Here is a 418-nt window from a genome sequence, read left to right as displayed (position 1 = left end):
CAGAGGAGATACGAACGTTAACCGAGCGTGATGTCGGGTTGTATAACATCTGTTCAGGCGGTACGCCATTAGCAACCGCAAGAAGATCGCCATTTTCCCCGGTCAGGTTATAGATTGTCTGCACATTTCCACTTCCATCGGTTTTGATACCAAAAGCGGGTGTGACAGAAACGGCTGTTCGCTCATACATGCCATTCAGCAATAAAAAGCGAAAACGCTCAAGACAGCCAGCCTCGTCAGGAATATGACCACCGTCAGCAGTTATGCGTGCTTTATAGTTTTGAAAAAGAACTACGGGATCAAGGATTGAGGAAGAAAGGTCAAGAGCGGCTCGCGCGCCGGAATAGACTTTACCTGTATTAATTGCAGCAACCATTATATTTCTCCAGTGAGGGGAAGACGATCCAGACATAACCAG

At 47.1% G+C, this 418-nt stretch carries 1 protein-coding gene; it reads right to left on the bottom strand.

From position 1 onward, the window contains the following. A partial coding sequence (locus tag PGQ95_RS26395) for a hypothetical protein (RefSeq protein ID WP_430919900.1) occupies positions 1–376 on the bottom strand: 376 nt, incomplete at its 3' end. Positions 377–418 lie beyond the last annotated feature (42 nt).

The organism is Klebsiella sp. 141240 (genome assembly GCF_050600805.1).
GTDB lineage: Bacteria > Pseudomonadota > Gammaproteobacteria > Enterobacterales > Enterobacteriaceae > Klebsiella > Klebsiella aerogenes.
This window is presented reverse-complemented; position numbering and strand designations above follow the sequence as displayed.